We start from the raw sequence: 24,276 nt of genomic DNA, 5'->3' as shown, positions 1-24,276 counted from the left end.
CCCGAGAATAGTATAGTTAAAGTGGATATCAATTGAATACTTCCACAAGGGGAGCTGTTAAAAGCGGCTGAGAGTGAACGTTTAGTTCTTACCCTTTGAACCTGTTAGTTAACGCTAGCGTAGGGATGTGGCATGCCGAATGTTTGGCAATACAGGACCCTCTTTGTATGCGTTTTGTATTGCCTTTTTGCATTGGCGGAAAGTACCCATATCAAAAAGGAAGGTTTCAAACGGATACCCAATATCAAGAGTAGGAAAACATGGAAGTAAAATCCTGTTTGCCTATTTCGGACAATAGGGGGAATCGTTTATGGAACAAAATCGTAAAACATTATTTTTGGTGGAGGTTGCTGTTTTTACGGCAATCGCATTGCTGCTTGATTATGCAGCCAATATTCTATCACTGAAAATTTGGCCACAGGGAGGTTCCATCTCGATTGCGATGGTGCCTATATTCTTAATGGCCTATCGCTGGGGGTTAAAAGGAGGCCTGCTCACTGGCTTTTTGCTGGGATTCTTGCAAATTGTGCTTGGCCAGGCATATATTATCCATCCTGTGCAGGGGGCGCTTGACTATGTTGTGGCCTATACTGTCGTCGGGCTGGCCGGAGTCTTTTCGTCTTCTGTTAAAAAAGCACAGGCGGATAGTAAGAAAACTCTCTGGATATTCTACATGGTCCTTGGAGTTCTGTTAGGGAGTGCCTTGAGGTTTATTGCCCACTATATTGGCGGTATTGTTTTCTTTGCGTCTTCAGCTCCTGAAGGGACTCCTGTTGCATTATTTTCATTCCTTTACAACGGAACCTACATGCTTCCAAATGCAATTATTTCAGCGATTGCAGTAGTCCTGGTGTTTGGAGCATCCCCTAGGCTGATCGCCGGACAGAGGCATTCTATGAATCATTCATAGGTTGTTTAAAGAAGTTAATGAATTTATTTTGGAAAAGGGCCTCCCTTTTCCTTTTTTTATTTTCATAGGTTTAACATAATTTTCACAACTGGTTATAAATCTCCTATTTGAATGATGTTAAAATTAACTCATAAGAAAGAGAATCATTCTCATTTAAATGCTAAAGGGTGATAATCATGCTGGTTCAATTGAAAACGGGAGAAAAAGCGACGATTAAAAATATATCCATGGTTGACCAGCTGGTGCAAAGAAGGCTGCTTGATCTTGGTATCACAGAAGGCAGTGAGGTTTGCGTCAAATGCATCCTGCCATTCGGCGGGCCGATTATGATTGAATCCTGTGGCCAATGCATAGGGATTCGGCGCAAGGAAGCAAAATGCATCGAACTGGAGAGGGTTTAATATGGAAATTGCATTAATAGGCAATCCCAATACAGGCAAAACCTCATTGTTTAATAATCTCACAGGTTCCTATGAATACGTTGGCAATTGGAGTGGCGTAACTGTTGAGAAGAAGGTTGGGATTTTCCGTAATAAAAGGGACCGCCTCATCGACTTGCCTGGCATTTATACGTTGAATCCACTGTCGAAGGACGAAGGTGTTGTAACCAGGTTTTTCCTGGATGGCCCCGTAGACCGTCTCCTGAACATCCTTGATGCATCTCAAATCGAGCGGAATTTGCATCTGACCCTGCAGTTAATTGAATTTGGAAGGCCAATGTTAATAGGTTTAAATATGGTTGATGTAGCAAGCAAGCGCGGCATTCATATCGATACAGAAAAGTTATCCAGTCTGCTTGGCATCCCGGTTGTTCCGGTTGTCGCCAGAAGCGGAAAGGGCTGCGATAGACTGCAGGATATGGCGGCTGCTGAAAATGCACTTCCTCCAAAAAAGAACCTTGTTTATTATGGAAGGGAAATTGAAGAAGCAATTGGGGAGGTCTGTGCTCTGATTAAGGGGAAAACCACCCATTCAGACAGATGGCTTGCTCTACAGCTTTTTGAAGGGAATCAATATGTGGCGGATTATCTTGAACAAAAAGCTGATGGTACAAAAATCAGGGCGATTGTTTCTGGACTATCCCAAGCACTTGGTTACCATGGGAAGATGTCCCTTGCCCATGTCATCCATGAAAAACGGAAACTGGTTATAGAAAAAATAGCTACCGAAGCAGTCAGGAAGAAAGGGGAGGTTGTTCCTCTTTCGGAACGGATAGATGCCATTGTAACCAACAAATATCTCGGTATGCCAATTTTCCTCTTGATGATGTATTTAATGTTCATGCTGACATTTGACTGGCTCGGTTCCCCGCTTTCGGATATTCTTGATGGCATTATTACCGGCCCAATTGCTTCATGGGCAGATGGTGCTTTAAATGCAGCTGGAGCTTCTGCTTTCCTTCATGCACTCGTCAATGAAGGGCTGATTGCAGGAGTTGGCGGAGTACTGGTTTTTGTTCCGCAAATCTTCATCTTGTTCTTTTTTATCTCATTGCTTGAGGATTCGGGTTATATGGCTCGTGTGGCTCTAGTAATGGATCGAATTATGGAATCAGTTGGCCTTAATGGGAAAGCATTCATTCCGATGATGATCGGCTTTGGCTGTAATGTACCGGGAATTATGGCCGCGAGGACGATTGAAACACCAAGGGAAAGACTTTTAACAATCCTTTTGACGCCGCTTATGTCTTGCTCTGCAAGGCTTCCAGTTTATGCTTTGTTTGTTGGGGCTTTCTTTGCAGCAAATAGCGCTGGTATCGTTTTAAGTCTCTATATTATAGGTATACTCATCGCTCTTCTTTTAGCGAAATTGTTTTCAAAAACAGTACTGAAATCCGAAGCATCACTCTTTGTTATCGAGCTTCCGCCATACCGTTTCCCTCAATTTAGGGCGTTGTGGAGAAGTACTTGGGATAAAGGAAAGGGCTTTGTTAAAAAAGCAGGTACTTTTATCTTTGCGGGCTCCGTCTTCGTCTGGCTCCTCTCTTATTCGGGGACTGGGGGATTTGATGTAGAAATGGAGCAAAGCTTCCTTGCTTCTATAGGAGGAGTCCTTGCCCCGATATTCCAGCCGCTAGGCTTTGGTAACTGGCAGGCGAGCGCATCATTATTGACAGGCTTTTTTGCAAAAGAATCGATTGTATCAACAATGAATATTATTTATTTTGCACCATCAGAGGCACAGCTTCAAGGCATGATGACAGCGTATTTCACACCGCTGGCAGCATACAGCTTCATGGCATTCATCCTGCTATATATCCCTTGCCTGGCTACAGTGGCGACGATTTATAAAGAAACCGGATCAAAGAAGTGGACAGTTTTCTCAATGGCCTATGCATTCACCATCGCCTATCTACTCTGTCTTATCATCTACCAGGGCGGTAAATTGTTTGGCTTAAGCTAAATCGGAAGGAGATGTTCAGCGATGGAAATGATTACTAATATCGTTATCGGCGGTGCAATATTCGGATATGCCGGCTGGGCGTTTGTGCGGTTTATTAACCGGTCTAAAAAGGGCAAATGTGCAGCCTGTTCCATATCTGATAGCTGTTCTAGCGGCAGCTGCGCACCTGCTAAAAAATAATACAAAAGGACAGCGCCCGCGAATTGAACGTGAGGGCGCTTTTATTTTTTGGGGCTGAGCGCTTACGCTTTTATTTTCTTCTTTTATTGTGTAATATTACACTTAGGAAAGATGAAAGAAGGGTTTTACGTGACAAGAGATGACATCATTATAAAGGTTTCTGAAAAGCTTCGCCTTATTCGGGCAGAAGCAGGCTATACACAGGATAAAATGGCCGATATAATCGGCGTCTCCAAAAAAACTCTTGTCCAAATTGAAAAGGGCAGGGTGCTGGCAGGCTGGTCAACAGTGGTGGCTGTTTGTGCGCTGTTTCGCGAAACTGAGACGATCCAGTTTCTTTTTGGAAACGAGCCTCTCGAAGTCCTCGAAACTGTAGCGAGGGAAGACATGGATTACCGGGGTGGTAAGACAATGGGCGGTAAAATATGGTGGCGCGAGCTAAAGAGGAAGAACGGCTATATTTTACAGCAGAACATTCTAAGCAAGCATCTCCGCATCCTTGATGAGGAGCATTATCGAATTTACAGTTCATTTGATGAAGAGAGTGCAACCCATCGGTTCAATGAAATTGCAGAAGGGAAATAAGCCGGAGGGGACCGGCTTATTATTTTGCAATTAGTACATGGCATGGGGCCATTTTTGTAATTTTTTCTGTGACATTTCCAAGCAGCAGTCCTTTAAGCCCGCTTTTCCCCGAGCTTCCTGTAATAATTAAATCAGCTCCCGTTTCCTCTGCATATGCGCAAATGCTTTCTGCGGGTGCTCCTTCAAGAACCTGAAAGCTGACGTTTGCCCCATCCAGTTTCTTTTTTGCATCAAAGAAGACTTGATCGACACTGTTGGTAATAATAGACTGGGTTGAATGTTCCGTTTGGTTAAAATTATGGAAAGAGGCAGGAATCCCTTCTGCTAAATAGCCTGACATGGGTGCTGGGGCAGTTCCTGCAATATCCACTCTCCGGTTCTCGATTTTTTCATCATACACATTGACTACTGTCAGTGCCGAATTTCCTCCTTGTTTACTAACTAAAGCAGCAAGTTTAAGCGCTTTGTCACTTCCTTCACTTCCGTCATAAGCCAGGATAATATTATTGAAAGAAAAAGACATACGTTAATCCCCCCTCTTATTTTTCAGAAGTTTCAGTCTTTTATTCTTTTACCCTAAATCAGGAGAACTTACTCTCCTTATCCACTTGTTACCCCCATAAAATGGGTACGGCCTGCGTAAAATTTGAAAAAGAGGTCATGAGGTGATTTTGGATGAGCAAACAGGTGCACCCAACAATACGGAAATGCCTTCAACATTTAGATATATTGGAAGCGGATGATAAGATAAAGCAAATCGTTTATATGTATATGGAATCACTTCAAAAGGAAATGAGCGAATACAAAGCGGAAACCAGGAAAACAAGCTAAAAAGCAGCCGGGCAATCGGATGCTTTTTATTTTTTGAAAAACTTGTTAGCGAGTAATAGTGATTTGCCATGGGTAAATGCTAATGAGAATATCAATCTTGGGATTTGCCAGGGGGACAACATGATGAGAAAGTTATTGTTTAATGGTCTAGTTGAAAATTGGAAAAAATGGCATATGAACCAGGTGCTAATTTTAACGCTGGCCATGGTGGTACTTGGGTTTCTAGGTGCATTCAGTTTTTTTACAAAGGATGCCGATATTTCTTCACTGGAGAATGTATTAAATCAGGCAACCGTTATTTACGATATAAATAGTGAGGTTGCAAGCAAAGTGACAGCAAATAAGAATGAGGGCACCCCAATCAATAAGGTTCCTGACCATATGAAAAACGCAGTCATAGCGATAGAGGACCACCGTTTTTATGACCATAATGGTGTAGACCTGATTGGGATTGGGAGGGCGTTCTTCCGTAACCTTTTGGCAGGCGGCGTCGTTGAAGGAGGAAGCACGATCACCCAACAGCTTACGAAAAACGCACTGCTTGATTCCGAAAAGACATACAGCAGGAAGCTTCAGGAAGCGTCTTTGGCGAGGGAGATTGAAAAAGAATATTCAAAGGATGAAATCCTTCAGATGTATTTGAATACAATTTATTTTGGCGATGGCGCCTGGGGTATAAACCGCGCTGCAAAGAAGTACTTTGGCAAAGAAGTGGAGGACCTTTCACTTGGCCAATCAGCAATGCTAGCTGGGATAATTAAAGCTCCATCTGCCTTGAATCCATATAACGATATGGAAAAAGCAGTCGCCAGACGCGATGTTGTGCTTGCCGCAATGGTCCAGCATGAATTTATTACGAAAGACCAAGCGAAAAAAGCAAAGGAAGAAAAAATTAAGCTTGTTGACAAGAGTGAAGATCCGTTTACTGGAAAATATCCATATTATGTGGATGCTGTACTGGAAGAAGCGATTAAAACGTACGGATTTACCCAGGATGAATTGCTGACAGGCGGTTACAAGATTTATACGGAGTTAGATCCAAAGATGCAAACCGCAGTTGAGAGTTCTTATAAGGATAATTCGCTGTTCCAGGTTGGAAATTCAAGTGACCCTGTTCAAAGCGGGGCAGTTCTTCTTGATGCGAAGTCAGGTGGCATTAGGGCATTGGTCGGCGGAAGAGGGGAGCATGTTTTCAGGGGCTACAACCGTGCCACCCAGTTGAAGGCACAGCCAGGCTCTATAATAAAGCCAATTGTTTCCTATACACCAGCACTCGAAGAAGGCTGGGAAATTACTGATATGGTCAAGGATGAAAAAATGAGTTTCGGAAACTATGAGCCAAGTAATTACAACGGCCAATATGAGGGTGAAGTGCCTATGTATGAGGCACTAATGGAATCCAAGAACGTTTCGGCTGTCTGGCTTTTAAATGAACTTGGGATTGAAAAGGGCTTGGAGTCGGTAAAGCAGTTTGGACTTCCCCTTGAAAAAGAAGACCGGAACCTTGCTGTCGCGCTTGGCGGCTTGCATACAGGTGTATCGCCTAAACAAATGGCGGAGGCGTTTTCTGTTTTTGCAAACCGTGGAGTTCGTTCCGGTGCCCACACTATCATCCGGATTGAAGATCCTTCTGGAAAAGTAGTAGCCGAGAGAAAAGAAGAGAAAACAAAAGTGACCACTGCAGAAGTAGCGGATAAAATGAATACGATGCTACTCGGAGTGGTGGAGCGGGGCACTGGGAAAAGTGCACAAATCGAGGGCCGAGAGATTGCAGGTAAAACCGGTTCGACCCAGGTGGCAATAGAGGGAATTAATGGTGTTAAGGATCAATGGTTTGTCGGATACACACCGGACCTTGTAAGTGCGGTTTGGGTAGGATATGACAAAACTGATAAGGATCATTATCTAACTACCACAAGCAGCCAGGGGGCGAGCAAGGTTTTTCAGAATTTCATGACAGCTGCCCTCGAAGGGACCGAGCCGACAAGTTTCAATGTCCAGGATGTAGGGGTACTGATAGAGGAAAGGGAAAGAAAGTCGTTCTGGGATGAAATTAATGAAGGCGCTAAGAAGTGGGAGAACCGCATAAAGGAAGAACAAAAGAAATGGAAAGAGCGCGGGAAGGGAAAAGATAAAGAAAAGAAAGATAAAGGCAAAGACAAAGACAAAGGAAAAGGCAATGACTAAAGTGGGGAATTTCCCATTTTTGCTCTAAATTAGGAGTTGCATGTCGTATCTATGAGCAAACTATTTTTGTCAATGTGTAAAATATGATAAAATCAATTATATTGAAATAACACTTTGACGATTGTCAAAGGGGAGTAGCTTCGAATTGGGAACCCATTCGCAATAAAGTCGTCATTACATGGTGGTTTCATCATCGGCTTTGTTGGCTTTTAAAAGAGCTAAGCGAGACCTTTGCCTTTATGGTACAGGTCTCGCTTTTTTTTATTGCCAATTTACTCCTATTATCAAAAATGGATTGTAAGGAAAGGAGCGAACAAATGGAATACTTTCAACAGACTAAGGAAGAAGTCCTGCAATCTGTAGAGACTTCAAGTGAAGGCTTGAAAGAGGAGGAAGTTCAACTCCGTCTTGAACGAGATGGCTATAACGAAATTAAGGATAAAGAAAAGGTTCCGACATGGAAGCTATTCCTTGAAACCTTTAAGGACCCCATGGTCATTGTATTGGTCATTGCTGCCGGAATCCAGCTCATCCTTGGAGAAGTAGTGGAAGCTTTAATTATCCTGCTAGTCCTGATTTTGAATTCAATTATTAGTGTTGTCCAGACGAAGAAAGCAGAAGGATCGCTTGAAGCCTTGCGTAACATGTCAGCACCTGAAGCGAAAGTAATCAGGGGTGGAATAAAACAAACGATACCAGCCAGGGAACTTGTCCAGGGAGACATTGTATACCTGGAAGCAGGTGACTATATTCCGGCTGATGGGCGGATCCTTGCTAGTGCCTCGTTAAAGGTAAATGAAGGAATGCTGACAGGTGAGTCCGAGGCAGTTGAAAAACATACAGATGCCATCCCAGGTGAGGCACCTCTGGGAGATAGGAAAAACATGGTGTTCAGTGGTTCCCTTGTTGTCTATGGTCATGGGCAATTTGCGGTAACAGGTACAGCTGAAAAAACGGAAATCGGGAAAATTGCTGACATGCTCGCCTCTGCCGAAGCCAAACAAACACCGCTTCAGCGCAAGCTTGATGCATTTAGCAAGAAGCTGGGAGTCGGCATTTTAATACTAAGTATTTTTATCTTTGCGTTGCAAGCGGCAAGAATTTGGCTCGGGGATGGAGTTGTTGATACGGGCACAGCCCTTCTGAGTGCCTTGATGTTTGCCGTTGCAGTTGCCGTTGCAGCGATACCTGAAGCGCTATCTGCTATTGTAACAATTGTCCTCTCAGTAGGGACTAATAAAATGGCAAAGCAAAACGCAATTATTCGCAAGCTACCGGCTGTTGAAACCCTTGGTTCGGCCAGCGTCATTGCGACAGATAAAACTGGCACGTTAACAAAAAACAAAATGACAGTTACAGATTATTTTCTTCCAGGGAATGTTCAAAAGCCTTTGAATGAAAATCCGGCCAACTGGAATAAATCAGAACATATGCTGGTTAATATCGCTGCATTGTGCAATGATTCCTACATTAATGACAGCGGGCAGGAGGTTGGAGATCCAACTGAGGTAGCTCTAATCCAATTTGCCAATAAAAACAACCAGAATTATAACGAGCTTCGCAATACGTATCCGCGTGAGGCGGAATTGCCTTTTGATTCCGATCGAAAGTTGATGTCGACTGTCAACACCATCAACGGTTCTCGGATGATTTTGACAAAAGGCGGCCCTGATATTATGTTTGGCCGTGCTACCCATGTATTACAAAACGGTAAAGAAGAGCCTTTAACAGATGATAAACTGAATCAATTTAGTAAAGCCAATGAGGATTTCTCCAATCAGGCGCTGCGTGTCCTGGCCTATGGGTATAGGGTACTGCCTGAAGGACAGACAACCATTGATGAAGGTGATGAAAACAATCTTGTTCTAGTCGGACTTACTGCAATGATTGACCCTCCGCGCGATGAAGTGTATGACGCAATTAAAAATGCGAAAAGTGCAGGCATTAAAACAGTCATGATTACTGGTGACCATAAAACAACTGCCCAGGCGATTGGCCGTGACATCGGGCTGATGTCTGGAGATGATATTGCCTTATCTGGACAAGAACTTGATGCGATGACTGATGAAGAGCTTGACAGAAAACTTGAACATATTTCTGTATATGCTCGTGTTTCACCGGAGAATAAGATTAGGATTGTCCGCGCATGGCAGCGGAAAGATAAAGTTACGGCCATGACAGGTGACGGTGTCAACGATGCTCCTGCATTAAAACAAGCAGATATCGGGGTTGCCATGGGAAGCGGGACAGATGTAGCAAAAGATGCTGCTTCGATGATTCTGACTGACGACAACTTTGCATCTATTGTCAAAGCTGTTAGTGTCGGCAGGACAGTATACGCCAATATTAAGAAAGCCATTGGGTATTTATTCGCCGGAAACCTTGGCGCGATTGTTGCGATTTTATATGCCGTATTGTTCAACTTACCAAACCCATTCACGGCAATTCAATTACTATATATCAACCTTGTCAATGACTCTCTTCCAGCCATTGCACTAGGCATGGAAAAGGCAGAGCCAAATGTTATGAAAAAGAAACCGCGTGATCCTAATGAAGGACTTTTTGCCGGCGGTACTTTTCAGGCTGTTGCCATACGCGGTGCGTTAATTGGCTTGGCAGTTATTCTTTCTCTCCATATCGGCTTGGCCCAATCAATGCAAATGGGAGTAGCTATGGCATTTACAACCTTGATTCTATCAAGGACCCTCCAAACCTTTGCTGCCCGCTCCACAACGCAGACAGCCATTGGTGCTGGTTTCTTTAGCAACAAACCAGTAATTGGAGCAGTATTGCTTGGCTTCGTCCTTTATGGAGTAACAGTTCTTCCATTTACACGAGAAATTTTTGGAATCCCAGCAGAGTTTGGCTGGAACGACTTCCTAATCGCAGGAGGCCTAGCAGTTGCCGCTGTCATCCTAATGGAAGTAATCAAAGTCATCCGTGTAAAACTTCAATCAGCAAAATAAAAAGGCGGAAGCGCCTTGGTCAGCGCCGTATGGCCTAGAGTCTCTCCAACTGAGATAAAGGAAACACGAAGAGCCGGAGGCGAATCGATGTTGACTTATCGTAGGGCGGAGAGCGAAGGACACTAGGCGCTAGGCGCTGGAGCTAGATTTCACTCTTTGTACAGAAATCTACAAATATTTTTATACTCTAATACCAAAAAGACGGTTATGCCTCTCATAGTGGAGGTATATAACCGTCTTTTTTTTATAATAGTGTTAATCTAAGTGTGACCCGGAAATTGGATCGTTAAAAACGTTTCAGGATCATTCATCTGGGTTTTGAATGAAATTTCTGAAGCAGAGGATTCCTGTTTTATTAGTAAGAAAGCTCAATTTTTAAAATAGGTTTTTTAGGGTTGATAGGAGCGGAAGGCGCGAAGACTCGTTCGAAAATGAAAAATCACATTTTCTTCTGCGGTGCCTTTTCTGGGAAGATTATTCAACGTCCTAACGGGAGAAAAGGTCAGTGGGAGACCCCACACGCGCTTGCGCCGAGGAGGCTCCCAGGCCGCCCGTGGAAAGCGAAGCGCCTGCAGCGGAACTCAACAGGTTGTAAAAAAAAAATAAACAACAGGGCTTTCACCCTGTTTTAGAACATTGGCATGATGTAGTTAATTAGGAACCAAAGAACTCCAAAGAAGATAATGAGGTATGCGGCATACTTGATGAAGGTGCTTCCAACTTGGGATCTGTCCGAATGTTCTTCTTTTCTTACCTCGACATTGCGCCGTTCTTCCATTTAACACACCTCACTTTCGATTCCTAAATTTGGAAAGTTTCACCTGTATTCAGGAAATGCTTCTTGCTTTTTTGTAAAAGTGAAATATTCGAAGTACAAAGAGATTGAATCGCATCCAAATGCTTCGATACATTCTCGCCTTCTGCGATGATTTTTACAGCACTCCCGGATTCCAGCGTAAGCAGGAAGGAAACCAGCTTTGGCAGATTTTCAGCATCAACTGCGCGATGACGGCAATATAAATAAGTGGAGCCTTTGAATTGCTTTGCTGTTTGATAGATATCAAGCATTTTCTTCATATTGAATTTATTTAAAATAATAACATTGGCACTCATGATTTCTTTCATTGTTCATGTCTCCTTTTTCTTATGTCCTTTATGTGTGTTGTACAGTTCATTTACCCACAGTTTAGATATCTTTAAACCTGGCAAGCTTTCTCAATTCACCCATTTGCAAGCACAAGCAGTTAGTGGGTATAGTAAGTATGGAAATTGAAAAGGGAGGAGTTTCACAAATGTTGACCCTTATTAAGAACGGAGAAATCTATGCACCACACCATCTTGGCAAGAAAGATATTCTGATTGTTGATTCTCGTATAGGCTGGATTGCCGATGAGATTTCAATCCCTGAAGGGTTCGCTAAAGTAACTGTTGTGGATGCCTCAGGAAAATATATAGTCCCTGGCTTTATTGACTCCCATGTCCATATTACTGGAGGCGGAGGGGAAGGAAGCTACCGGACTCGAACACCAGAGCTTCTTTTGACCGATGCAACACTGGCAGGTATTACAACAATTATTGGTGTCCTGGGGACTGATGGAACGACCAGGACGATGACGAACCTGATTGCAAAGGCACGTGCCCTGGATGAAGAAGGGATTACCTGCTATATCCATACCGGATCCTATCAGGTACCTTTAAAGACACTTACAGGAAAAATTGAAGATGATATTATCTTGATTGATAAGATAATAGGAGCTGGAGAAGTCGCAATTGCCGATCATCGCTCCTCACAGCCGACCGTTGAAGAAATGGCGAAAATTGCTTCTGCTGCACGTATAGGCGGCCTTTTGTCAGGTAAAGCGGGTATCGTCAATATTCATGTAGGAGACAGTTACGATCACTTGAAAATAATTGATGAAGTCGTTGAAAAAACAGATATTCCAATCAGGCAATTTCAGCCTACCCATATTAACCGTAGCCAGCATTTATTTGAAGCAGGCATCCGTTTCGCCAAAAAAGGTGGTTATGTGGATTTTACAACAAGCTCGGTACCGAAATTTTTTGATGAAGGGGAAGTTAAATGTTCGGTTGGACTAAGGCGGATGATTGACCAACACATTGATATTTCACAAATCACCTTTACGTCCGACGGCCAGGCCAGCCTTCCTGACTTCGATGAATTTGGCGAATTGCTCGGATTGAAGATTGGCAAAGTCTCCACACTTTATGAAGAAGTGCGTGATGCAATTATGCAGGAAGGAATCCCTATAGAGGTTGCGCTCCGGGTGATCACACAAAATCCTGCATCCATCTTGAAGTTAAGCCGAAAAGGGATGGTGGCTGAAGGAAGGGACGCCGACCTTGTGCTGCTGGATAAAGAGGATCTGTCGATAAGAGATGTATTTGCATTGGGGCAGATGATGGTTCAAGACGGCAAACCACTTGTTAAGGGAACGTTTGAATAATTTTTTAGAAAATTGATTCTAGTCTGTAAAATGGATTGACAACAAGCTAGTACCGGTGGTAACCTAACAAAGTAGAAATTTCCATTTATTCAGTTACTATAAAAAGGAAAAGGAGGGGCGCGTCATGCTCACGTTGTTAAATGAATTGTATACAGCTGAATATGAGAAGAGCCGCACCCGATCCTTATTTTCTTTTCCTTTGAAAGGCAGAAAGTAACAGGCAGACCGTGCGCTCTTATGGCGCGCATCTTGGTTTGTCTCCGGCTTCCATATTTAAATTCGGGACATATCGCTTATGCTGCGGTATGTCCTTTTTGCGTCTTTTGGGGGCTGGGCGAATGGAATAAAGCAAAATTTCCAAAGGGGTCTTATTGCCCGTTAATCGGGGATAAAGGGGTGTAATTATGTTTTCTGTTTTAAAAAAATTAGACTGGTTCTTTAAAGAAAATAAGCGGAGGTATACTGTTTCAATCTTGCTGTTGATTCTTGCGGGGCTGATTGATATCCTGCCGCCAAAGCTTATTGGGATGGCGATTGACAATATTCAAAAAGGTACAATGACCAAAGATATGATTGTCCAGTTCATGCTGGGCCTCGCAGTAATAACTGTCTTATCCTATACAGTCACCTATATCTGGCATTACATGCTGTTTGGGGCAGCCTTCCTTGTGGAAAGGCAGCTGCGTGGAAATTTCATGAACCATTTGCTTAGGATGACACCGACGTTTTATGAAAAAAACAGGACTGGCGATCTGATGGCAAGAGCAACCAACGATATTAAGGCGATTTCAATGACAGCAGGCTTTGGGATTCTGACGATGATTGATTCGTCTGTCTGGATGCTGACGATTCTATTGACGATGGGGTTTACTATCAGCTGGGAGTTGACCCTGATGTCAATCATCCCGCTGCCAATTATGGCCCTGCTTGTGAATATCTATGGCAAGCGGATCCACACCCGTTTTGTGAAAGCACAGGATGCGTTTGGCGAACTGAACGACAAAGTGCTTGAATCAATTGCAGGGACCCGTGTTATTCGCGCATACGTACAGGAACAAGAAGAAATGAAGAAATTTCATAGGCAAACCGAAGACCTTTTTGAAAAAAATATCGCAGTATCGAGAATTGACTCGCTTTTTCAGCCAACAATTAAAATTTTGATTGGTTTAAGCTATGTAATTGGCCTTGGCTACGGCGCAAAGCTAGTATTCAGCCAAGCCATCACTCTTGGTGACCTCGTTTCCTTCAACGTCTACCTTGGGATGCTGATCTGGCCGATGCTCGCAATTGGTGAGTTAATCAATATTATGCAAAGAGGCAATGCTTCCCTGGATAGGGTCCAGGAGACGCTTGCTTATAAAGAAGATGTAAAGAATCCTGAAACTCCGATTTCTGTGAACTCGCCTGACAGCATTCATTATGACGACGTAACGTTCAGATATCCGAGTTCAAGCAAGGACAATCTTCAGGACATCAATGTAAGGCTGAACCAAGGCGAGACACTGGGGATCGTCGGCAAGACCGGCAGCGGCAAAACGACTTTCATTAAACAACTTCTAAGAGAATATCCAATGGGAAGCGGGAGGCTCGCTATTGCTGATGTACCGATCGAGGACCAGCCGCTGGAGAATCTCCGCAGCTGGGTTGGCTATGTTCCGCAGGATCATGTCCTGTTCTCACGAAGCATCCGGGAAAATATCCTGTTTGGTAATCGTGATGCCGGCGAATCGGAGCTTCAACAAGCAATTGACTCCGCGGCTTTTAGAGGAGACCTGGAAAATCTCCCGGAGGGGCTTGAAACGTTAGTGGGAGAAAAAGGTGTCTCCTTATCCGGTGGGCAAAAACAAAGGGTTTCAATTGCCAGGGCACTAATTAAGGATCCTGAAATTTTGATTCTCGACGATTCGCTATCAGCAGTCGATGCAAAAACCGAACAAAGGATTATTGAAAATATCCGGAGGGACCGGACTGAAAAGACGACCGTTATTACAACGCACAGGATGTCGGCAGTTATGCATGCTAACCGGATTATTGTTCTCGAAGAAGGAAAAATCACTGAGGAAGGAACGCACGAAGAATTAATGGCCCTTGGCGGATGGTACAGTGAGCAGTACGAACGTCAGCAGGCCGAGACCGCTGCGGAGGAGGGGATATCGATATGACTACCGGTAAACGATTATACAAGTATGCACTCCAATTTAAATCGATCATAGCAGGGGCATTAGTGCTTCTCACCCTGTCGGCGGCGGCTGACCTTGCCGGGCCGTTCATTGCCAAGCGGGTAATAGACGTCCATATACTCGGCATCGAATCGGTCTGGTACGAAACGGAGCAGGGCGATAGAGCAGCCGAGTATGATGGCAGCTATTATAAACGGGACATTTATTTTGATGAAGGTGAACCAAAAGGAAGTGCTGCTGAAATCCTCCAGGTTGGGACCAGATTTGTTTTTCTGGAGGGAGAGGCTGGTATTGACGGCGAGCGGAGCTACAGCAACGGGACGTTAACAATTGAAAATGGCAATGAGAGAAAAACGTATCCTGCAACCGCCCTATCCGCAAGTGATGTTATGAGGTTTTCCGCACCTGAAGTGCCAGGCATTGTTTGGCTCCTGGCACTATATTTTGGATTGTCTGTCGTATCGGCATTTTTCCAGTATTGGCAGCGCTACATGCTGCAAAAGTCTGCAAATCGGGTTATCCAGAGAATGCGTGAAGATGTGTATGCAACGATTCAGAAGCTGCCTGTCCGGTTTTTTGATAACCGCCCTGCTGGAAAAATTGTCGCACGCATCACCAACGACACCGAGGCAGTGAGAGAACTTTATGTTACTGTGCTTTCAACTTTTTTTACCGGCGGGATTTATATTATCGGTATTTATATTGCCTTGTTTATCCTTAGTCCGAAGCTGGCAGCAATCACTCTGCTTCTCTTGCCAATTTTATACGCATGGATGGTAATCTACCGGAAATTCGCATCGAGGTATAATCATAAAATCCGCTCGCGGAACAGTGAAATCAATGCGATGATTAACGAATCCATTCAGGGCATGAATGTGATTCAGGCTTTTGGGCGTGAGCAGGATACAAGGGGTGATTTTGAAAAACTGAATGAAGACCATTTCCGGAATCAGAATAAGATGCTGAACCTGAATTCATTAACATCATTCAACCTGGTCAATGTGCTCCGTAACATTGTATTCGTTGTGTTCATTTGGTATTTCGGGGGAGAATCTCTCGAAGCTTCGTCCGCGATTTCGCTTGGGATGCTTTACGCATTCGTTGATTACCTTAACAGGCTGTTTGAGCCGGTTGTCGGTATGGTCAACCAGCAAGCGAATTTGGAGCAGGCTCTCGTTGCCGGTGAAAGGGTATTCGAGTTGATGGATGAGCCGGAAGAAGAAGAAAAAGGCATGGATTTGCCGGAATATCGCGGGAATGTCCGCTTTGACAATGTATCTTTTGCCTATAAAGAAGGCGAATGGGTTCTGAAAAATATCAACTTTGAAGCCCGTCCAGGAGAAACGGTAGCTCTTGTCGGCCATACAGGTTCAGGAAAAAGTTCAATTATGAATCTGCTCTTCAGGTTTTATGACTGCCAGAAGGGTGCGATTACCATCGATGGAATCGATGTTAAGAATATTTCCAGGAACTCACTGCGCCGCAAAATGGGGATAGTCTTGCAGGATCCGTACTTGTTTACAGGAACAATTCTCACAAATGTCAGCCTTGGTGATCCAGCGATTTCCCGTGAACGGATTGAAAAGGCGCTTAAAGATGTTGGTGCAGATGATATATTCAAAAATCTTGAAGATGGCTATGATTCACCTGTGACGGAAAAAGGATCAACGTTCTCAAGCGGGCAGCGCCAGCTCATTTCATTTGCACGGGCGCTGGCCTTTGATCCTGCTATCCTGATTCTTGATGAGGCAACCTCCAGTATCGATAGTGAAACCGAGGCGGTTATCCAGGAGGCAATGGAGGTCTTGAAAAAAGGCCGGACCACCTTTATCATCGCCCACCGACTCTCAACAATCCGAAATGCCGACCAAATCCTTGTACTCGATAAAGGTGAGATTGTTGAAAAAGGCAACCATGATGACTTAATGGAACAAAAAGGCCGTTATTACCAGATGTATCAGCTCCAGCTTGGAAAGGCGGACTTAGCAGGATAATAAGTAGAGAGGGTGTCCCAGAGTCAGCTTGGGACACCCTTTTCTTAATGAAAAAATAATTAAACTGTGCTTTGTTTTGCGTTTATACCGTTATTTAAAGTCACTATTAAATGAATAGGCACTCTTACATCGGCTTTCTCCGGGTACCGATTAATCTATGAGAGGGGTTCTCTTGGATTAATCTGCTTGCTCCGGATACCGATTAATCTATGAGACGGGCTCTCTCGGATTAATCAGCCTGCATCAGACGTCGATTAATCTATGAGACGGGCTCTCTCGGATTAATCCCTCTGTCCCAGACACCGATTAATCTACGAGACGGGTTCTCTTGGATTAATCTGCTTGCTCCGGGTACCGATTAATCTATGAGACGGGTTCTCTTGGATATATCAACCATAAGTTAAACAGTACTAACTAATTGAAAACCGTAAAACAGGCAATTTTCTCCGATATAGATTTTTAATACGTCAACCCAACCCTGCAATGAAGGTATTCGAGGCTTTGAAGCTGTTGAAAGGTGAAATCTCCAGTGTCATAGATTGAAATCGAGCTCGGATTTTCCGGGAGCATATTCCTGCCAACTCGAAATGTTCCCTTTCGCTCGCCGACAGGCAAGTAAGTTGGGCAGACTGCTGTCCAATCAAGACCGGATTCCTTCATAATCAAAAAAGCCTTAAGATGTTCCTCGGCATCCTTTGTGGTAGACCGCCTTGATTCGGACGATTGGAAACGGTAAAGTTGCGGTTCGGACCTTGCCTGCAAAATTCCGGCAGTACTGACCATAATAATGCGTCGAACTTTATGGTGTTTCATTGCATCAATAATGAGTGGCATTGAATCGGACAGAATCGTAGCGCCTCCTGTATTCAATGAACTAATGACTGCATCACAGCCTTCTACAGCAAGGGATACATCTGATTTATTCCTGGCATCACCGTTTAATATTGTTAAGGAAGGATGAGAAATAGCTAGTTTTTCGGGATTCCTAACAAGAGCTCGAACGTGGTAGTCTGCTTCTTGTCAGTTTTCCAACACAATCCTGCCAACTCTACCAGTAGCCCCCAAAAGGCATATGTTCATAAAAATTTCACCTTTCTGTCACGATATCGAAAATTATTACCTATTGTTCATGGTACTTTAGTAATTGATACAAGAGTTCAATCTAAAGGAGCGGGATGGATATGTTCTCAGTTACATTGACGATTGGCAGCATGATGATTCTCACCTATTTTATCGCTTATATGATTGTAAAGCACTAAGGCTGCAGACACTGTCTGCAGTTTTTATTTTGCCAAAAACAAAAGGTATACTCAATATAAGCCTGAAAAAAGGGGATAGGGAAATGAACGTTTTAATAAGGCAAGAGGAAGCAGGGGATTACATAAAGACGGAAGAATTAATTCGAAGTGCCTTTGCCAATGTGGAATTCAGTGACAAAACCGAGCATGAACTGGTTAGAAAGCTGCGGGGTTCCAACTGCTATGTACCAGAACTATCTCTTGTTGCCATTGAAGAAATGAGCGGGGAGACGGTTGGCCATGTCCTTATGACTAAGGCAAGGATATCAAGTATCCAGTCTATTGAAACACTTGCGCTAGCACCTGTATCGGTATTGCCGGAATATCAGAATAACGGTATTGGGACTCAACTCATAAATAAGGCGCTGGCTAAAGCTATAAAGCTAGGTTTCAGCTCTGCGATTGTACTTGGGCATCCAAACTATTATCCAAGGTTTGGATTTGAGAAAGCATCTAAATGGGGAATCAAAGCCCCCTGGAATGTACCAGATGAAGTTTTCATGGCCATGGAGCTAAAAAAGGGTTCTTTGGAAAATAGTTCAGGTACAGTTGAATATCCAAAAGAGTTTAGCGACTAATCCAGTTTAAACGGGCAGACAGAAAGTGATACTTCGATCAAAGAATCCCGATAAGGTGGGCAAACGTAAATAGGCTTGTTTTTATAAAAAGAGGGAAAATGGGGAAAGGATATCCAAGGGAGGGATTAGAATGGAATACAGGATTGAAAAGGACACACTCGGTGAGGTAAAGGTTCCAAAGGATCGTTATTGGGGTGCCCAAACTCAGCGGAGTCTTCAAAATTTTAAAATTAGTACGGAAAAAATGCCTCTGGACCTTATTTACAGCCTTACTACCGTCAAACTTGCCGCGGCAGTTGCCAACAATGCCTCAGGAAAGCTTATCGATGAAAAAAAGGATGCAATCGTTCATGTATGTGCGGAAATTCTGGAAGGGAAGTATGACGAACATTTCCCACTTGCTGTTTGGCAAACCGGCAGTGGCACGCAAACGAATATGAACGTTAACGAAGTGATTGCCAACCGCGCAAATGCTCTTCTTGAGCAGGAGGGCAGTGCCATGAGGATTCATCCTAACGATGATGTCAACATGTCGCAAAGCTCGAATGATACATTTCCGACGGCTATGCATATTGCTGCCTATGGTAAAGTGAATTCAACATTGCTGCCTGCGTTGGACGAACTGACAGTAACGCTAATGCAAAAGGAGAAAGATTTTTCCCATATTATAAAAATTGGCCGGACCCACCTCCAAGATGCAACTCCGCTCACCCTTGGCCAGGAGGTAAGCGGCTGGCGGACAATGCTCGAGAAAAGCAGGAAGATGATTAGTGAATCAAGCAAAACATTGCTTGATTTGGCAATAGGTGGAACAGCAGTCGGCACAGGGATTAATGCTTCCCCTGATTTTGGGGACAGGACGTCAGAAATCATTGCAAGTGTAACGGGCCATCCTTTCCGTTCTTCGGAGAATAAATTCCATGCCTTGACTAGCCACGATGAGCTTGTCTATGTGCACGGGGCATTGAAAGCACTCGCGGCAGATTTGATGAAAATCGCCAATGATATAAGATGGCTGGCTAGCGGACCGAGGAGTGGCATTGGTGAAATCACGATTCCCGCCAATGAGCCAGGAAGCTCAATTATGCCGGGTAAAGTCAATCCGACTCAAAGCGAGGCATTGACAATGGCCATTTGCCAAGTATTCGGCAACGATGCTGCCATCGGCTTTGCCGCAAGCCAGGGCAACTTTGAGTTAAATGTATTCAAGCCTGTTATCATCCATAACTTCCTGCAATCTGTCAGACTGCTGGCGGATGGAATGAGGTCATTCAATAAAAACTGTGCTGCCGGCATAACGGCAAATGAAACAGCGATATTGTCACAAATGGAACGCTCGCTTATGCTTGTAACAGCTCTCAATCCTCACATCGGATACGAAAAAGCAGCAAAGATTGCCAAGCTCGCGCACAGCGAATCGCTAACACTTAAGGAAGCAGCCATCAGGAGCGGCTACCTGGCTGAACAGCAATTCGATGAATGGGTCAGGCCGGAAAACATGGTTTGAAGCAGAAAAGCGGAAACGCCCGTTAAGCAGCGTATGGCATGGAGGGCCTCGATACGAGGTAAAGGAAACACGAAGAGCGCTAGCGATTCGATGTTGACTTACCGTAGAGAGGGGACCGAAGGACACTAGACGCTGGGCGTTGCAGCTAGACAAGAAAAGCGGAAGCACCCCCTAGAGGTTTGCAGATGCTAAGAAAAATAAGTGCCCCCTGCCTGAAAGAGGAGGGGGCATATCCAGTGTATTAACTTTTTTAAAGCTTAAACTGTTGGTTCGTCAGTCCCGACGATCCAGTCAAATTAACGGCTAAAGCCGCCACCAAGTTGGCTTTGAGCCATAGAAACTAGACGCTTAGTAATTTCTCCACCGACCGAGCCGTTTGCACGGGAAGTAGTTTCTGCACCAAGGTTAACACCAAATTCTTGTGCAATTTCATACTTCATTTGTTGCAAAGCTTGTTCTGCACCTGGAACTAACAATTGGTTACTATTGTTGCTTGGCATGCTGCTTCATCTCCTCAGTCATTATAAAATAAATTGTGATATGGCTGGGTTGGCCGGAATTGCACCGGCTCGCCGGGATGACGTCTAGTCCCGGCCCTGGAACCCATCGTTGATATTGATTTTAGTATAATCCGCATGTGTTGGTTTATACTGCGCTTATAGTGGTAATTAATGCCACATCTAACACCAGCTCGGAATAGAAAAATCAGCAAATGCAGACACTAACAAAAAGCGGGGGAATTCAAAATGAATGTTTGTCCAGTCTGTAACGGACTGAAACAACTGAATGTTCACTGCAGTGAGTGCAGCAGCCAGATGGAAGAGAAAGGGCGCTACATGGATTATTTTGACGATTATAGCCCTTACATGCCAATTGATCAAATGAAACTTGAGGATGGCATTCCAAACGATCATAAGAATCATCAATGTCCGCACCTTTATAGGTGCCCATCATGTGGGAATGACCAAATAGTCCTCATAAAAGAGTAATTTTTTCAAGGAAAAACAAAAAGCGCCTGGCCCCTCAACAGAGGCCAGGCGCTTTCAGTTTAAGGCTTATTTGTCACTCGCAGAACGAAGGCGAAGCTCAGTTTCAACATCGAAGAAGTGAACTTTGTTCATATCGAAAGCAAGGTCAAGTTTATCATTTGGATGGATATCGGAGCGGGAATCAATTCGTGCGACAAAATCCTGCCCACCAAGGCTTGAATAGACCATTGTTTCAGCACCGGTCAATTCGGCAACATCGACTATTGCGCTGATTTTTGAACCAGCAGAAGCATCGATGAACACTGGCTCATCATGGATGTCCTCAGGACGGACACCAAGAATGATAGGCTTACCAAGATAGCCTTGCTCACGAAGGTATTTCATTTTTCCTTCTGGTACAGCAATTTTTACATCGCCAATAACGAATTTGCCATCTTCCAATGTTCCGCGGAAGAAGTTCATAGCAGGAGATCCGATGAAGCCGCCGACAAATACGTTTTCTGGCTTTTCATATACTTCTTTAGGACTTCCAACTTGCTGGATCAGGCCATCCTTCATAACAACTAGGCGGCTGGCCATTGTCATCGCTTCAGTTTGGTCGTGTGTTACGTAGATTGTTGTTGTATTCAGACGGCGGTGAAGCTTGGCAATTTCAGCACGCATCTGAACACGAAGCTTTGCATCCAGGTTGGAAAGCGGCTCGTCCATCAGGAACACTTTTGCATCACGAACAATGGCGCGGCCAAGGGCAACACGCTGGCGCTGACCGCCGGAAAGAGCTTTTGGCTTACGGTCAAGGTAAGTTTCAAGGCCAAGGATTTTAGCAGCATCTTTAACTTTTTGGTCAATTTCAGCTTTAGGAACCTTGCGAAGCTTTAGTCCGAATGCCATATTGTCATAAACGGTCATGTGTGGATATAGAGCATAGTTCTGGAACACCATTGCGATATCGCGGTCTTTCGGTGCCACATCATTTACTCTCTTGCCGTCAATGTAGAAGTCGCCTTTGGAAATTTCCTCAAGGCCTGCAATCATACGAAGAGTAGTCGATTTACCGCAGCCGGATGGACCGACAAAAACGATGAATTCCTTATCCTGGATATGAAGGTTGAAGTCTTCAACAGCTGTTACTTTGTTGTCATACACTTTATAAATGTGGTCAAGTTTTAATTCTGCCATTGTATAAAAGCCTCCTGTTAAGCTTATTTCATAATTTAATTGTACAGATATTCTTTGGAAAACCATATGGACACGCTGCACAAAGATTTTCTCACAGGTTTGGGCACTTTGCTGAAAGCCCTTTCTTTTTTGTGCACAGGAGTACTTAGGCGACTTTGTACACTGAATGTTTACGTGAAAAAACTGCCTCTATTGGGCAGTTTCTTCACTGGAGTTATTTCGATTTTGTTCAAACAACAGACAGGCTAGGTATACTGTGAAGGCCGAGTGGAATTCCTTCAAGCTAACACCGGTGCGATCTGTAAATTTATCAATACGGTATTGCAAGGTGTTACGGTGGATGAATAGTTTTTTGGCCGTAAGACTTGCGTTTGAGCCGTTTTCAAGAAAACTTTTGACCGTGCTGAACATTTCTTCGTCACTGCTGAAAGCTGGCTCAAACTCATTTTGCAATGCCTCGGCCAGCGGTTCGGGCAATTTGGACGCAATATAGGCAGGGAATACTTTTTCAAAAGAATAATACTCTTCCATTGCCATTATTTTTTTTGCAAAGGAGAAGAGTGTCCGTTCCTTCTTGAATTGTTCGGTTAATTCAGGTTGAATTCGCAGCTTTTTTCCAACATAAAGGGTTGTTTTTATGTAAAAATCGCTCTCGAATGCTGCTGCCATAGAGGAAATATCCCGTTCTTCGAGTAAGAAATCGCCTAATTCAATCACAACCGCATTGGACTGATTTTCCCAAAGAATAATAATCTCGTCAGGAAAAAAACCATTAATTGCAGTTTCAAGCGCTTCATGGTCATGGTTATAACCGAAGAAATGAAATTGCAGGAGTCTGCCAGGCTCATTCTCGTAGGCAGAAGGGACCTTCCCGGCTGTAAAAAGAAAATCCTTCCACTGTTGGAGATGGGGAGAAAGTTCCCGTTCTGTTTCAGCGGCCTTTCGAAATAGCGTTCCAAGCAATTCGAGTTCACGGTCCGTGATTGCCCCGACTGGAATGGAAAGCCATTCACCAGTTGCAGAATTATTGAATATATGAAACCTTCCAGCCTCACCAGAAGGCTGCGAATCGGTCAAGATGGAACCAGGATAAAGCTCCAGCAAATTTTCAAACATAGCATTTCCCCATTTAATTAAGTAATTTCCTCTATTATATCAGTCATGGACAAGAAGAAAAAATGCCGGAGGAGAGCTCCGGCATTAGCGGTCATAGACATGGAAAAGCATCAGTTCATGGATCTGGCTTTCAACTTGGTTTCTATCATCCTGCTCAGGAGGATTGAGAAGCCACTCAATTTTTCCATCCTGTAAATAGCGGCCCGAGCGTTTTTGTTTTTTATAAAAGCATGAAAACTCCCAGCCGGGCAGGGCTTCATTCTTATAAAGCGGTTTATATTGAAAATGTGTAAGCATGATTTTGTCCCCCTCAGGTACTATTTTACAATATTAGATTTGGGAGGGCGAGTTCATGCTGTTTATAGTTGATTTTTTCGTTGGTTTAGTGATAGATAGCTTGGGGATTGGTATCTCAATTGTGAATAATATCGATAAATTGCCAGAAGAAAGTTTCCTTAGAAAAAGAGGTTGGAAAACTGGGTGATATAATTACCCCGCTACTCTTTAAGATACATCTAAGTTCGGGAGGATGCCAGCTATCTAAAATTGGATTCCCATAGTGGATGTCATAAGCCAGGAAAGCACGCTTGTAACGAGGACAAGCAGGACAAAAGCCCATCCGGGTGCTGCTTTCCAGACCGGCCTTAGTCCGGGCAAGGCATGGAGAGCAAACGTAGCTAAAAACAGGACGAATGGAAACCAATCTAGCAAGGATTCCCGATGTGAACCATCAAGTGCAGTTGAAACAGTTGTACCGACAAAATATATAAAGGTTAACGCATGGGCAGCACAGGCTAGGAAAAACAGGGATAAAGAAGACCTATAATCAAACAAGAAATTCAGCCCCTTTTTGGTTTGTACTTATATATATGTATGGTAATTACATAAGCTACCGAGAAACTGTATGT

Annotated in this window: 23 protein-coding genes, 1 pseudogene and 2 riboswitches; of the genes and pseudogenes, 16 read left to right on the top strand and 8 right to left on the bottom strand. The window is 43.8% G+C overall.

The genetic code is table 11. The features are described 5' to 3' along the window. Positions 1 to 37: 37 nt before the first annotated feature. Positions 38 to 143, top strand: a riboswitch (TPP riboswitch). 167 nt (positions 144 to 310) lie between these two features. The 5 genes from thiT (at position 311) to TY16_RS17875 (ending at position 4,078) form a co-directional block, all read left to right on the top strand. Continuing rightward, positions 311 to 910, top strand: coding sequence for an energy-coupled thiamine transporter ThiT (gene thiT, locus TY16_RS17895; protein WP_043933179.1), 600 nt, complete (start codon positions 311 to 313; stop codon positions 908 to 910). A gap of 176 nt (positions 911 to 1,086) precedes the next feature. Then, positions 1,087 to 1,311, top strand: coding sequence for a FeoA family protein (locus TY16_RS17890; protein ID WP_081773029.1), 225 nt, complete (start codon positions 1,087 to 1,089; stop codon positions 1,309 to 1,311). A 1-nt stretch (position 1,312) separates the two neighbouring features. Continuing rightward, positions 1,313 to 3,313 carry a ferrous iron transport protein B gene (feoB, locus tag TY16_RS17885; RefSeq protein WP_043933178.1) on the top strand — a complete coding sequence of 667 codons (2,001 nt, stop codon included), beginning with the start codon at positions 1,313 to 1,315 and terminating at the stop codon, positions 3,311 to 3,313. 27 nt (positions 3,314 to 3,340) lie between these two features. Then, a complete protein-coding gene (locus TY16_RS25835; protein WP_081773149.1) occupies positions 3,341 to 3,493 on the top strand; it encodes a FeoB-associated Cys-rich membrane protein in 153 nt (50 codons plus the stop codon). 129 nt (positions 3,494 to 3,622) lie between these two features. Beyond that, on the top strand, positions 3,623 to 4,078 hold the full coding sequence (locus TY16_RS17875) for a helix-turn-helix transcriptional regulator (RefSeq protein ID WP_043933176.1): 456 nt from the start codon (positions 3,623 to 3,625) through the stop codon (positions 4,076 to 4,078). A 19-nt stretch (positions 4,079 to 4,097) separates the two neighbouring features. Here the strand turns inward: TY16_RS17875 and TY16_RS17870 are convergent, their stop codons facing one another. Next, positions 4,098 to 4,601, bottom strand: a complete 504-nt coding sequence (locus TY16_RS17870; RefSeq protein WP_043933175.1) for a universal stress protein — start codon at positions 4,599 to 4,601, stop codon at positions 4,098 to 4,100. A 152-nt stretch (positions 4,602 to 4,753) separates the two neighbouring features. On the opposite strand from TY16_RS17870, the gene TY16_RS26350 reads away from it, so the two are divergent. The 3 genes from TY16_RS26350 to TY16_RS17860 all read left to right on the top strand — a co-directional run bounded on the left by TY16_RS26350 (position 4,754) and on the right by TY16_RS17860 (position 10,062). Continuing rightward, entirely contained in the window at positions 4,754 to 4,909 is a 156-nt protein-coding gene (locus TY16_RS26350; RefSeq protein ID WP_155922278.1) for a hypothetical protein, read from the top strand. A gap of 120 nt (positions 4,910 to 5,029) precedes the next feature. Then, entirely contained in the window at positions 5,030 to 7,096 is a 2,067-nt protein-coding gene (locus TY16_RS17865) for a transglycosylase domain-containing protein (protein WP_442853228.1), read from the top strand. 117 nt (positions 7,097 to 7,213) lie between these two features. Next, positions 7,214 to 7,316, top strand: a riboswitch (yybP-ykoY riboswitch). A gap of 97 nt (positions 7,317 to 7,413) precedes the next feature. Next, positions 7,414 to 10,062: a cation-translocating P-type ATPase gene (locus tag TY16_RS17860; RefSeq protein WP_043933173.1), complete on the top strand. Its 2,649-nt coding sequence runs from the start codon at positions 7,414 to 7,416 to the stop codon at positions 10,060 to 10,062. A gap of 628 nt (positions 10,063 to 10,690) precedes the next feature. Here TY16_RS17860 and TY16_RS26655 read toward each other — a convergent pair. Both TY16_RS26655 and TY16_RS17850 read right to left on the bottom strand, forming a co-directional pair. Beyond that, positions 10,691 to 10,840 (bottom strand): hypothetical protein, encoded by a 150-nt coding sequence (locus TY16_RS26655; RefSeq protein ID WP_197028419.1) that lies wholly within the window; start codon positions 10,838 to 10,840, stop codon positions 10,691 to 10,693. A gap of 23 nt (positions 10,841 to 10,863) precedes the next feature. Beyond that, entirely contained in the window at positions 10,864 to 11,187 is a 324-nt protein-coding gene (locus tag TY16_RS17850) for an HPr family phosphocarrier protein (protein WP_043933171.1), read from the bottom strand. A 167-nt stretch (positions 11,188 to 11,354) separates the two neighbouring features. Between TY16_RS17850 and iadA the strand changes: the two genes are divergently transcribed. The 3 genes from iadA to TY16_RS17835 all read left to right on the top strand — a co-directional run bounded on the left by iadA (position 11,355) and on the right by TY16_RS17835 (position 16,701). Then, positions 11,355 to 12,527, top strand: coding sequence for a beta-aspartyl-peptidase (gene iadA, locus TY16_RS17845; protein ID WP_043933170.1), 1,173 nt, complete (start codon positions 11,355 to 11,357; stop codon positions 12,525 to 12,527). 404 nt (positions 12,528 to 12,931) lie between these two features. Beyond that, positions 12,932 to 14,689 (top strand): ABC transporter ATP-binding protein, encoded by a 1,758-nt coding sequence (locus TY16_RS17840; RefSeq protein WP_043933169.1) that lies wholly within the window; start codon positions 12,932 to 12,934, stop codon positions 14,687 to 14,689. Then, positions 14,686 to 16,701, top strand: a complete 2,016-nt coding sequence (locus tag TY16_RS17835) for an ABC transporter ATP-binding protein (RefSeq protein WP_043933168.1) — start codon at positions 14,686 to 14,688, stop codon at positions 16,699 to 16,701. The genes TY16_RS17840 and TY16_RS17835 overlap by 4 nt, the downstream gene beginning before the upstream one ends. A gap of 459 nt (positions 16,702 to 17,160) precedes the next feature. On the opposite strand, the pseudogene TY16_RS17830 reads toward TY16_RS17835, so the two are convergent. Continuing rightward, positions 17,161 to 17,706: pseudogene (locus TY16_RS17830) on the bottom strand (NAD(P)-dependent oxidoreductase); the annotation flags it as partial. Positions 17,707 to 18,043: 337 nt separating this feature from the next. Between TY16_RS17830 and TY16_RS17825 the strand changes: the two are divergent. Then, complete coding sequence (locus TY16_RS17825) at positions 18,044 to 18,577, top strand: GNAT family N-acetyltransferase (RefSeq protein WP_043933167.1); 534 nt, start codon at positions 18,044 to 18,046, stop codon at positions 18,575 to 18,577. A gap of 130 nt (positions 18,578 to 18,707) precedes the next feature. Continuing rightward, complete coding sequence (fumC, locus tag TY16_RS17820; protein ID WP_043933166.1) at positions 18,708 to 20,084, top strand: class II fumarate hydratase; 1,377 nt, start codon at positions 18,708 to 18,710, stop codon at positions 20,082 to 20,084. A 296-nt stretch (positions 20,085 to 20,380) separates the two neighbouring features. Here the strand turns inward: fumC and TY16_RS17815 are convergent, their stop codons facing one another. Continuing rightward, positions 20,381 to 20,584, bottom strand: a complete 204-nt coding sequence (locus TY16_RS17815) for an alpha/beta-type small acid-soluble spore protein (RefSeq protein WP_043933165.1) — start codon at positions 20,582 to 20,584, stop codon at positions 20,381 to 20,383. A 246-nt stretch (positions 20,585 to 20,830) separates the two neighbouring features. Between TY16_RS17815 and TY16_RS25830 the strand changes: the two genes are divergently transcribed. After that, entirely contained in the window at positions 20,831 to 21,073 is a 243-nt protein-coding gene (locus TY16_RS25830) for a hypothetical protein (RefSeq protein ID WP_081773028.1), read from the top strand. A 66-nt stretch (positions 21,074 to 21,139) separates the two neighbouring features. On the opposite strand, the gene TY16_RS17805 is transcribed toward TY16_RS25830, so the two are convergent. From TY16_RS17805 to TY16_RS17795, 3 genes are all read right to left on the bottom strand, one after another. Beyond that, positions 21,140 to 22,252 (bottom strand): ABC transporter ATP-binding protein, encoded by a 1,113-nt coding sequence (locus tag TY16_RS17805; RefSeq protein WP_043933163.1) that lies wholly within the window; start codon positions 22,250 to 22,252, stop codon positions 21,140 to 21,142. 189 nt (positions 22,253 to 22,441) lie between these two features. Beyond that, the gene (locus tag TY16_RS17800; RefSeq protein ID WP_043933162.1) at positions 22,442 to 23,368 is read right to left on the bottom strand and encodes a PucR family transcriptional regulator; all 927 of its coding nucleotides are present in this window, start codon (positions 23,366 to 23,368) and stop codon (positions 22,442 to 22,444) included. A gap of 84 nt (positions 23,369 to 23,452) precedes the next feature. Next, positions 23,453 to 23,665, bottom strand: a complete 213-nt coding sequence (locus TY16_RS17795) for a YheE family protein (protein WP_043933161.1) — start codon at positions 23,663 to 23,665, stop codon at positions 23,453 to 23,455. Between the two features lie 55 nt (positions 23,666 to 23,720). Between TY16_RS17795 and TY16_RS27140 the strand changes: the two genes are divergently transcribed. Further along, positions 23,721 to 23,852: a hypothetical protein gene (locus TY16_RS27140; RefSeq protein ID WP_269320308.1), complete on the top strand. Its 132-nt coding sequence runs from the start codon at positions 23,721 to 23,723 to the stop codon at positions 23,850 to 23,852. A gap of 75 nt (positions 23,853 to 23,927) precedes the next feature. Continuing rightward, positions 23,928 to 24,194 carry a hypothetical protein gene (locus tag TY16_RS17790; RefSeq protein ID WP_043933160.1) on the top strand — a complete coding sequence of 89 codons (267 nt, stop codon included), beginning with the start codon at positions 23,928 to 23,930 and terminating at the stop codon, positions 24,192 to 24,194. The last annotated feature ends 82 nt before the right edge of the window (positions 24,195 to 24,276 follow it).

This window comes from Bacillus sp. EB01, assembly GCF_000613125.1.
Lineage (GTDB): Bacteria > Bacillota > Bacilli > Bacillales > Cytobacillaceae > Bacillus_D.
The sequence above is the reverse complement of the archived record's forward strand: the minus strand, read 5'-3'. Positions and strand labels throughout refer to the sequence as shown.

What these genes read in the sequence shown, in the direction of transcription:
- thiT (WP_043933179.1), top strand. Translation starts at nt 311, where the DNA reads ATGGAACAAAATCGTAAAACATTATTTTTGGTGGAGGTTGCTGTTTTT.
- TY16_RS26655 (WP_197028419.1), bottom strand. Translation starts at nt 10,840, where the DNA reads ATGGAAGAACGGCGCAATGTCGAGGTAAGAAAAGAAGAACATTCGGAC.
- TY16_RS17865 (WP_442853228.1), top strand. Translation starts at nt 5,030, where the DNA reads ATGATGAGAAAGTTATTGTTTAATGGTCTAGTTGAAAATTGGAAAAAA.
- TY16_RS17815 (WP_043933165.1), bottom strand. Translation starts at nt 20,584, where the DNA reads ATGCCAAGCAACAATAGTAACCAATTGTTAGTTCCAGGTGCAGAACAA.
- TY16_RS17860 (WP_043933173.1), top strand. Translation starts at nt 7,414, where the DNA reads ATGGAATACTTTCAACAGACTAAGGAAGAAGTCCTGCAATCTGTAGAG.
- TY16_RS17840 (WP_043933169.1), top strand. Translation starts at nt 12,932, where the DNA reads ATGTTTTCTGTTTTAAAAAAATTAGACTGGTTCTTTAAAGAAAATAAG.
- TY16_RS17825 (WP_043933167.1), top strand. Translation starts at nt 18,044, where the DNA reads ATGAACGTTTTAATAAGGCAAGAGGAAGCAGGGGATTACATAAAGACG.
- TY16_RS17800 (WP_043933162.1), bottom strand. Translation starts at nt 23,368, where the DNA reads ATGTTTGAAAATTTGCTGGAGCTTTATCCTGGTTCCATCTTGACCGAT.
- TY16_RS17850 (WP_043933171.1), bottom strand. Translation starts at nt 11,187, where the DNA reads ATGAAAGAAATCATGAGTGCCAATGTTATTATTTTAAATAAATTCAAT.
- iadA (WP_043933170.1), top strand. Translation starts at nt 11,355, where the DNA reads ATGTTGACCCTTATTAAGAACGGAGAAATCTATGCACCACACCATCTT.
- feoB (WP_043933178.1), top strand. Translation starts at nt 1,313, where the DNA reads ATGGAAATTGCATTAATAGGCAATCCCAATACAGGCAAAACCTCATTG.
- TY16_RS25830 (WP_081773028.1), top strand. Translation starts at nt 20,831, where the DNA reads ATGAATGTTTGTCCAGTCTGTAACGGACTGAAACAACTGAATGTTCAC.
- TY16_RS27140 (WP_269320308.1), top strand. Translation starts at nt 23,721, where the DNA reads ATGCTGTTTATAGTTGATTTTTTCGTTGGTTTAGTGATAGATAGCTTG.
- TY16_RS17890 (WP_081773029.1), top strand. Translation starts at nt 1,087, where the DNA reads ATGCTGGTTCAATTGAAAACGGGAGAAAAAGCGACGATTAAAAATATA.
- TY16_RS17805 (WP_043933163.1), bottom strand. Translation starts at nt 22,252, where the DNA reads ATGGCAGAATTAAAACTTGACCACATTTATAAAGTGTATGACAACAAA.
- fumC (WP_043933166.1), top strand. Translation starts at nt 18,708, where the DNA reads ATGGAATACAGGATTGAAAAGGACACACTCGGTGAGGTAAAGGTTCCA.
- TY16_RS17835 (WP_043933168.1), top strand. Translation starts at nt 14,686, where the DNA reads ATGACTACCGGTAAACGATTATACAAGTATGCACTCCAATTTAAATCG.
- TY16_RS17870 (WP_043933175.1), bottom strand. Translation starts at nt 4,601, where the DNA reads ATGTCTTTTTCTTTCAATAATATTATCCTGGCTTATGACGGAAGTGAA.
- TY16_RS17795 (WP_043933161.1), bottom strand. Translation starts at nt 23,665, where the DNA reads ATGCTTACACATTTTCAATATAAACCGCTTTATAAGAATGAAGCCCTG.
- TY16_RS25835 (WP_081773149.1), top strand. Translation starts at nt 3,341, where the DNA reads ATGATTACTAATATCGTTATCGGCGGTGCAATATTCGGATATGCCGGC.
- TY16_RS26350 (WP_155922278.1), top strand. Translation starts at nt 4,754, where the DNA reads ATGAGCAAACAGGTGCACCCAACAATACGGAAATGCCTTCAACATTTA.